The sequence below is a fragment of the Sphingomonas sp. genome (assembly GCF_040398505.1).
GTDB lineage: Bacteria > Pseudomonadota > Alphaproteobacteria > Sphingomonadales > Sphingomonadaceae > Sphingomonas.
In genome coordinates this window covers 1-7,520 of the sequence record NZ_JBBATX010000010.1, presented here as the reverse complement: position 1 = coordinate 7,520, position 7,520 = coordinate 1, and the positions used below count along the sequence as shown (strand labels likewise).

Genomic DNA, 7,520 nt, shown 5'->3' with positions numbered 1-7,520 from the left:
CGCACCGCGAGTTCGGTGTAATCCTCCTCGATCAGCACGCTGACCTTGATCTCGCTGGTCGAGATCGCCTGGATGTTGATGCCGCGTTCGCCCAGCGTCGTGAACATCGTGCTCGCGACACCGGCATGGCTGCGCATGCCGACGCCGACCACCGAGATTTTCGCGACGCGCGTGTCGTGGACCAGTGTTTCATAGCCGATCTTCTCGCGCGACTGGGTCAGCACTTCGATCGAGCGCGCCAGATCGGCCGCAGGCACGGTGAAGGTCACGTCGGTCGATCCCGCCGCGTGCGCGATGTTCTGGATGATCATGTCGACGTTGATGTTCGCACCCGCCAGCGGCGCGAAGATCGCAGCGACCGCGCCCGGCTTGTCGGGCACCGCGATCAGCGTGATCTTCGCCTCATTCTTGTCGTGCGCGATGCCGGTGATGAGCTGTCGTTCCATATCGCCTAATTCCTCTTCGCTCACGATCATCGTTCCCGGCAGCGTATCCGCCATCGGTGCGTCTTCGCCAGTGAAGGAGGACAGCACTTGCACGCGCACGCCTTCCTTCATCGCCAGGCCGACCGAGCGCGTCTGCAACACCTTCGCCCCGACCGAGGCCAGTTCGAGCATTTCCTCGTAGGTGACTTTCTTCAGTTTTCGCGCGCGCGGCACGATCCGCGGGTCGGTGGTGTAGACACCATCGACATCGGTGTAGATGTCGCAGCGATCGGCCTTCATCGCCGCCGCGATCGCCACCGCCGAGGTGTCCGATCCACCGCGCCCGAGCGTGGCGACGCGGGCGTCGTCATCGACGCCCTGAAAACCGGGGATGACCGCGACTTCGCCCGCCGCGAGACTCGCGTCGAGCGCGGTGGTGTCGATAGTCTCGATCCGCGCCGAGGCGTGCGCATCGCTCGTCGCGATCGGGAGTTGCCAGCCGAGCCAGCTCCGCGCCGGGACGCCCGCCGCCTGCAGCGCGATCGCGAGCAAGCCGCTGGTGATTTGCTCGCCGGCCGAGACGACGACGTCATACTCGGCCGGATCATAGAGCGACGACGCCTCGCGGCAGAAGCCGACCAGCCGGTCGGTCTCGCCCGCCATCGCCGATACGACCACCGCGACCTGGTTGCCCGCCGCCACTTCACGCTTTACCCGCGCCGCGACCGCGCGGATCCGCTCGATCCCCGCCATCGAAGTGCCGCCGAATTTCATCACGATACGGGCCATGGGGTGCGCGGAATTCCTTGGGAGGGCCTTGGGGTCTTGGGGCGGTCCTGATAGAAAGCAGACATGACAAGCGCAACCGTAACAAAAGCAACCACTATCGATGCGGGCGAAGCCGCGCATTTCGGCGCGATGGCGGCCGAGTGGTGGGACCCTAACGGATCGTCCGCGATGCTCCACCGGCTCAACCCGGTGCGGCTGCGCTATCTGCGCGCGGCGGTAGACGCGCACTGGCTGGGCGACGAGGCGAGCTTTACGCCGCTTAGCGGCAAAAGCGCGCTCGATGTCGGCTGCGGCGCGGGGCTGCTGTGCGAGCCGCTCGCGCGGTTGGGCGCGGCGGTCACCGGGCTCGATGCGGCGGCGGAGAATATCGCAGTGGCGCAGGCCCATGCGGCGCAATCGGGGTTGGCGATCGACTATCGCACCGGCAGCGTGGAAGGGTTGGGCGACGAAAAATTCGATCTCGTCACCAGCATGGAGGTGATCGAGCATGTCACCGATCCCGCTGCGTTCATTGCCGGGCTGGCGGGTGCGTTGGCTGAAGGCGGATTGCTCATCCTCTCGACGCCCAACCGTACTGCGCTGTCGCGCCTCGCGCTGATTACGGTCGGCGAAGGACTCGGCCAAATCCCGCGCGGGACGCATGATTGGGATAAGTTCCTGACGCCCGATGCCCTAACCGCGCTGGTCGAGGCGGCAGGCTTGCGTGTCGTCGATGTCCGCGGGTTGGGGTTTTCGATCGCCAAGGGGTTCGTGCTCAGCGACGATACCAAGCTCGATTATTTCGTGACGGCGGTTCGCTGAGCCTCCCCTCCCTGGAACGGAGGGGTAGGGGTGGGTTGGCTCGTTATCGAGCGTCGTCCTCGCCCCAGACCGACCCACCCCCAACCCCTCCCTTCCAGGGAGGGGAGAGGTTAAAACCCCACCCTCTTCTCCAACCACCGCGCCGCCGCCTCGGGCGAATCCTTCTGATCGTCGCGATCGACCCGGTAATTCGCCGCGCGCATCGCATCGACCGGGATCCGCCCAACGAGCGGCTGCAGCGCCGCGATCAGCTTGGCATCCTTGGCCCGCCCCGGCGCGACCATCAGGATCGCGTCATAGCCGGGGATCGCCCCGCGCGGGTCGGTCAGCACGGTCAAATGCTGCGCGGCGATCCGCCCGTCGGAGGAGAAAGCCGAGATCACATCGGCCTGCCCGCTTTCCAGCGCGCGGTACATAAAGGTCGGGTTATAGGCATTGGCCGCCGCGAATTTCAGCGGATAAGCGCGCTTGATCGCCGCCCATTCGGGCCGCTCGAGAAATTCGAGGTCGGAGCCCAATTTCAGCCGCGGTGCCGCCGAGACCAGATCGTCGAGCGAGCCGATGCCCTTCGCCTTGGCATCGGCCCCGCGCATCGCAAAGGCATAGGCATTTTCGAACCCGAGCGCGCCGAGCAGCCGCACGCCCGAGGTCTTGGCGCTCCACGCGCCGATCGCCGCGACCATCGCGGGCCGCGCCGGGATGTCGCTACGCTTCATCTCGTTGGTCCAGATCGTGCCCGAATAATCGACATAAACGTCGATCGCGCCCGATTTGAGCGCGCCGAACACCACTGCCGACCCGAGCCCCTCGCGATATTGCACATGATAGCCCGCACGTTCGAGCCGGTGCCCGATCAGCCGCGCGAGGATATATTGCTCGCCAAAACCCTTCGCGCCGACGGTGATCGTCTCGTCCGAGCGCGGCAGCGCGGGGGCCAGCGCGACCAGCACGCCGACGAGCAACACGCCGCCCGCGACAAACACGCGCATCCGTTTGCGCGCGGCGATGCCGTGCTCGATCACGCCGAGCAGCGCATCGACCGCGAGCGCCAACGCCGCCGCGCTGAGGCACCCGGCGAGGACCAGCGCCCAATTCTGCGTCTGGAGTCCGGCGAAGATCATGTCGCCAAGGCTCGGCTGGCCGACCGTGGTGGACAGCGTCGCCGCACCGATCGTCCACACCGCCGCCGTCCGGATGCCCGCCATCAGCACCGGCGCGACCAAAGGCGCCTCGACCAGCCGCATTTTCTGCCACGCGGTCATGCCGACGCCGTCGGCCGCTTCGATCACCGCCGGATCGAGCCCGGTGAGGCCGGTCACGCCGTTGCGCAGGATCGGCAGCAGCGCATAGAGCGTCAGCGCCAGCAGCGACGGCAGGAAACCGAGCGCCGGGATTCCGCCGCCGACTGCCTGCGACAGGAACAGCAGCAGCGGGTAAAAGAGCGCGAGCAGGGCAAGGCTGGGGATCGTCTGGACGAGACTCGCGAAGCCGAGCGCGACGCGCGCCACCCCAGGCCGCCGCGCCGACCAGATCGCCAGCGGCAGGCTGATGATCAACCCCAGGATCAACGCCGACGCCGCCAGCAACAAATGCGCGGCGAGCAGATCGGGCACGCGCGTCATCGCCTCAAGGAACGGGCTGTCGCTCACGCCTCGAGCGCCCGCATCCGCCGCGCTTGCTCGCGTGGCACTGCGACCAGCGCATCGGCGACGGCGCCCCCCTCGCCCGCCAGCAGCGCTTGCGGGGTCGCATCGGCGACGATTTGGCCGCAATCCATCACCAGCACGCGATCGGCCAGGATCAGCGCCTCGGCCATATCGTGCGTCACCATGATCGTGGTGAGGCCGAGCTGGTCGTGGAGCGCGCGAATCGCGGTGCCGAGTTGATCGCGCGTGACCGGATCAAGCGCGCCGAACGGTTCATCGAGCAGCAACAGCCCCGGCGCGGTGGCAAGCGCGCGGGCGACGCCGACGCGTTGCCGCTGGCCGCCCGACAGCGCATCAGGCATGCGCGCGGCGAACGCCTGCGGCAGATCGACCAGATCGAGCAATTCGGCGACGCGGGGCGTTCGCGCCTTTTCACCTGCGAGCCGCAAGCCAATCGCGATGTTTTCGGCGACGGTCATATGCGGGAACAAGCCGATATTCTGGAACACATAGCCGATCCGGCGGCGGAGTTCGTGCGGGGCGGCATCGCTGACCGGCTCCCCGCCGATCCGCACCGCGCCCGCGCTCGGGTCGATCAGGCGGTTGACCATCTTGAGCAAGGTCGATTTGCCCGAGCCCGAACTGCCGACCAACGCCACGAAACTGCCGCCCGCGATCGCCGTCGACACGGTGTCGACAGCAATGGTACCGCCGTCATAGCGTTTGGACACATCTTCAAAGGCGACCGATGGTCCAATAGAGTGCGTTTGCGGCATCGACGCGGACAGTGGGGCACGATAACGCAGGCGTCAAAGGGGTAGCGGCATGAGTGGGCAAGAAATGGCTGGGCAAAAAGCGATCTTCATCACCGGCGGCGGATCGGGCATCGGTCAGGCGACCGCCAAGCTGTTCGCCGCCAAAGGCTGGCGCGTGGGCTTGGCCGACGTGAACGCGAAGGGCTTGAGCGAAACCGCCGCGATGCTGCCAGCAGGCATGGCGACGACCTATGTGATGGACGTGCGCGATCGCGACGCCTGGGTCGCCCATCTCGACGCCTTTACCGCCACCACCGGCGGTCGGCTCGACGTGTTGTTCAACAATGCCGGGATCGGCACGGGCGGCCCGCTGGTCGAGATGAGCTTCGACGATCTTGACCGCGTCGTCGCGATCAATCTGGTCGGCGTGCTCAACGGCGCGAAGATCGGCTACGCCTATCTCGCCAAGACGCCGGGATCGTGCTTGCTCAACACCGCCTCAGCTTCGGCGATCTACGGATCGTCGGGCCTGGCGGTCTATTCCGCCACCAAGTTCGGCGTGCGCTCGCTGAGCGAGGCGCTCGACGGCGAATGGTATGGTGCGGGCGTGAAAGTGCGCGATCTGGTGCCGAGCTTCATCGACACGCCGCTGCTCGCGACCCCGGCTGGGAACAGCAATTATTCGATTCGGCAGGTCGTGACCAATGCCGGGCTCGAACTGACCGGAGTCGATGCCGTCGCGCAAGCCGCGTGGGATGCGGTCCACGGCGACAAGGTCCACACCTATGTCGGCAAGACCGCCGACCGCATGGCCTTTGCCGCGCGCTGGATGCCCGGGCGGCTGCGCAAGATGATGCGCCGCGGGATTGTCGAGGCGAACTGACCGATTGGGCTCCTGCGCAGGCAGGAGCCCAGAGTTACGCGCGTCTTCCTCGGCATCGCTGGGTTCCTGCTTTCGCAGGAACCCGCATGCTACCCGACCAGAGCGTCGATCGCCTCGGCCAGCGCCACGTCCTTGTGCGACAGCCCGCCCGCATCGTGCGTGGTCAGCGCGATGTCGACGCGGTTCCACACGTTCGACCATTCGGGATGATGATCGGCCTTTTCGGCGAGCAAGGCGACGCGCGCCATGAAGCCGAACGCTTCGCTGAAATCGGCGAAGGTGAAGGTGCGCGTAATCGCGTCGCGCGCTTCGTCAAAATCCCATTCGTCGAGCGTATCGAGTGCCTCGGCACGGTCTTCGTCGCTCAGCGGTTCCACGGTCACACATGCTCTCCTGCTGGCGCACCGCGCGCCTTGGCCGTAAAGCTTAGCGGATGGTGCCGCCCGATCAACTCCCGCCGACCGCCGACACGATCGAAGCCATAGCGCGGGCGACGATCGCGGGGCTGCCGCCCGAATTCCGCGCGCATCTCGGCGAGATCGTGCTGATCGTCGAGGATTTCGCCGATGACGAGACGCTCGATGCGCTGGGCATCGAGGATCCGTTCGCGCTGAGCGGGGTCTATCATGGCCGACCGATCGGCGACAAATCGTCGATGGATTCAGGCGCGCCGTCCGACCGCATCCATCTGTATCGCCGCGCGATCCTCGACGAATGGGTCGATAGCGGAATCGGGCTGACCGCGCTGGTCGCGCATGTGATGATCCATGAAATCGGCCATCATTTCGGGCTATCCGATGCCGATATGCACGCACTCGAAGCGGGTGCCGACGGATGAACGCCGCGCTGGGCTTTCGCGACGTGACGTGTGTACGCGGCGGACGGATTTTGTTCGAGGGATTGTCGTTCGGGATTACCGGAGGCGGCGCGGCGCTGGTGTCCGGGCCGAACGGGGTCGGGAAATCGAGCTTGATCCGCGTGGCTGCGGGGCTGCTTCCGCCAGCCGCCGGAGAAATCATCGGATCGCCCGTACGCGCCTTGATCGCCGAGGCGGCAGCGCTCGATTCCGGTCTGCGGTTGTGCGACGCGCTCGCTTTCTGGGCGCGGCTCGATGCCGCGGACGATCCGCGCGGTCGCATGACACGGGCGTTGGAGGCGGTCAGCCTGGCGCACATCGCCGAAGTGCCGGTGCGCTTGCTTTCGACCGGGCAACGCCGCCGCGCCGCGCTCGCGCGCGTGGTCGCGAGTGGGGCACCGGTCTGGCTGCTCGACGAACCCGCCAACGGGCTCGACGTAGCAAGCGTCGCGATGCTTGAGCGGCTGATCGCCGATCACCGCAGTGGCGGCGGCGCGGTGCTGGTCGCGACGCACACGCCGATCGCGCTGCCGGACGCGGTGGATGTCTCGCTCGGGGCCTCCTCATGCTGACCCTGATCGCGCGCGATGTACGGATCGGCTGGGCGAGCGGCGGGATCGTCAACGCGCTCGCTTTCTTCCTGCTGGTGACGATCCTGTTCCCCTTCGCGGTCGGCCCCGACACGGCCTTGCTCGCGCGGATCGGCGGTGGGGTGATCTGGGCGGCGGCGTTGCTCGCCGCCCTTATGCCGGTCGAGCGGCTGGTCGCCCCGGATATGGACAGCGGCGTGCTCGACCAGCTCGCGGTGCGCGGGCTGTCGATGCCGAGCGTGGCGGCGGCAAAGATCGTGGCGCATTGGCTGGGGTTCGGGCCGCCGCTGATGCTGGCGGCGGTGATCGCGGCGGGGTTGCTCGGGCTGGACGCGCGGACGCTGGGCGCGGTCGAACTGGGGTTGCTGATCGGCACGCCAGGGCTCGCGGCGCTCGCGGTGGCGACCTCGGCGCTGGTGACGGGCTTGCGCGGGGCGGGGTCGGTCGCGGGGCTGGTGATGCTGCCGCTCGCCGTGCCGCTGCTGATTTTCGGCGCTGGATCGCTCGATCTGGGCGCCGATGACGGGATGGGCGCAATCAAACTGCTCGGCGCGGTCAGCCTGTTGCTGCTGGCGGGCGCGCCATTCGTGGCGGGCGCGGCGATGCGGGCTGGGATGGAGTAGAAGGCAGAAGAGGGTTCACGCGAAGGCGCGAAGAGAAGGTAAGGGCGCGAAGGGGACGGGATGGACGTCGAGCATATTGCATCGATCGCAGTCGATTGTGGGTTCAAGCTCCACCAGCGGGTCGGTCCGGTTTTGCTGGAATCTGCCTATGA

The 7,520-nt window shown here is 67.0% G+C and carries 9 protein-coding genes; 5 read left to right on the top strand and 4 right to left on the bottom strand.

What is annotated here, in order from left to right; translation table 11 throughout:
• A partial coding sequence (locus ABWP09_RS02635) for an aspartate kinase (RefSeq protein WP_353203609.1) occupies positions 1-1,214 on the bottom strand: 1,214 nt, incomplete at its 3' end.
• A gap of 63 nt (positions 1,215-1,277) precedes the next feature.
• On the opposite strand from ABWP09_RS02635, the gene ubiG reads away from it, so the two are divergent.
• On the top strand, positions 1,278-2,015 hold the full coding sequence (ubiG, locus tag ABWP09_RS02630; protein WP_353203608.1) for a bifunctional 2-polyprenyl-6-hydroxyphenol methylase/3-demethylubiquinol 3-O-methyltransferase UbiG: 738 nt from the start codon (positions 1,278-1,280) through the stop codon (positions 2,013-2,015).
• A 110-nt stretch (positions 2,016-2,125) separates the two neighbouring features.
• On the opposite strand, the gene ABWP09_RS02625 is transcribed toward ubiG, so the two are convergent.
• Both ABWP09_RS02625 and ABWP09_RS02620 read right to left on the bottom strand, forming a co-directional pair.
• Complete coding sequence (locus tag ABWP09_RS02625; protein ID WP_353203650.1) at positions 2,126-3,637, bottom strand: ABC transporter permease/substrate-binding protein; 1,512 nt, start codon at positions 3,635-3,637, stop codon at positions 2,126-2,128.
• A gap of 23 nt (positions 3,638-3,660) precedes the next feature.
• Positions 3,661-4,437, bottom strand: a complete 777-nt coding sequence (locus tag ABWP09_RS02620; RefSeq protein WP_353203607.1) for an ATP-binding cassette domain-containing protein — start codon at positions 4,435-4,437, stop codon at positions 3,661-3,663.
• A gap of 64 nt (positions 4,438-4,501) precedes the next feature.
• Here ABWP09_RS02620 and ABWP09_RS02615 point away from each other — a divergent pair, with 64 nt between their 5' ends.
• A complete protein-coding gene (locus ABWP09_RS02615) occupies positions 4,502-5,299 on the top strand; it encodes an SDR family oxidoreductase (protein ID WP_353203649.1) in 798 nt (265 codons plus the stop codon).
• Between the two features lie 89 nt (positions 5,300-5,388).
• On the opposite strand, the gene ABWP09_RS02610 is transcribed toward ABWP09_RS02615, so the two are convergent.
• Positions 5,389-5,682 carry a 4a-hydroxytetrahydrobiopterin dehydratase gene (locus ABWP09_RS02610; protein WP_353203606.1) on the bottom strand — a complete coding sequence of 98 codons (294 nt, stop codon included), beginning with the start codon at positions 5,680-5,682 and terminating at the stop codon, positions 5,389-5,391.
• A 50-nt stretch (positions 5,683-5,732) separates the two neighbouring features.
• Between ABWP09_RS02610 and ABWP09_RS02605 the strand changes: the two genes are divergently transcribed.
• From ABWP09_RS02605 to ABWP09_RS02595, 3 genes are read left to right on the top strand one after another with little or no spacing between them, the layout of a single operon-like run.
• On the top strand, positions 5,733-6,137 hold the full coding sequence (locus ABWP09_RS02605) for a metallopeptidase family protein (RefSeq protein WP_353203605.1): 405 nt from the start codon (positions 5,733-5,735) through the stop codon (positions 6,135-6,137).
• Positions 6,134-6,727, top strand: coding sequence for a heme ABC exporter ATP-binding protein CcmA (gene ccmA / locus ABWP09_RS02600; RefSeq protein WP_353203604.1), 594 nt, complete (start codon positions 6,134-6,136; stop codon positions 6,725-6,727). The genes ABWP09_RS02605 and ccmA overlap by 4 nt, the downstream gene beginning before the upstream one ends.
• A complete protein-coding gene (locus ABWP09_RS02595) occupies positions 6,721-7,368 on the top strand; it encodes a heme exporter protein CcmB (RefSeq protein WP_353203603.1) in 648 nt (215 codons plus the stop codon). Before ccmA ends, ABWP09_RS02595 begins: the two co-directional genes overlap by 7 nt.
• The last annotated feature ends 152 nt before the right edge of the window (positions 7,369-7,520 follow it).

Excerpts from the sequence above, each read along its gene's own strand:
- ubiG (WP_353203608.1), top strand. The coding sequence starts at position 1,278 with ATGACAAGCGCAACCGTAACAAAAGCAACCACTATCGATGCGGGCGAA.
- ABWP09_RS02625 (WP_353203650.1), bottom strand. The coding sequence starts at position 3,637 with ATGACGCGCGTGCCCGATCTGCTCGCCGCGCATTTGTTGCTGGCGGCG.
- ABWP09_RS02620 (WP_353203607.1), bottom strand. The coding sequence starts at position 4,437 with ATGCCGCAAACGCACTCTATTGGACCATCGGTCGCCTTTGAAGATGTG.
- ABWP09_RS02615 (WP_353203649.1), top strand. The coding sequence starts at position 4,502 with ATGGCTGGGCAAAAAGCGATCTTCATCACCGGCGGCGGATCGGGCATC.
- ABWP09_RS02605 (WP_353203605.1), top strand. The coding sequence starts at position 5,733 with ATGGTGCCGCCCGATCAACTCCCGCCGACCGCCGACACGATCGAAGCC.
- ccmA (WP_353203604.1), top strand. The coding sequence starts at position 6,134 with ATGAACGCCGCGCTGGGCTTTCGCGACGTGACGTGTGTACGCGGCGGA.
- ABWP09_RS02595 (WP_353203603.1), top strand. The coding sequence starts at position 6,721 with ATGCTGACCCTGATCGCGCGCGATGTACGGATCGGCTGGGCGAGCGGC.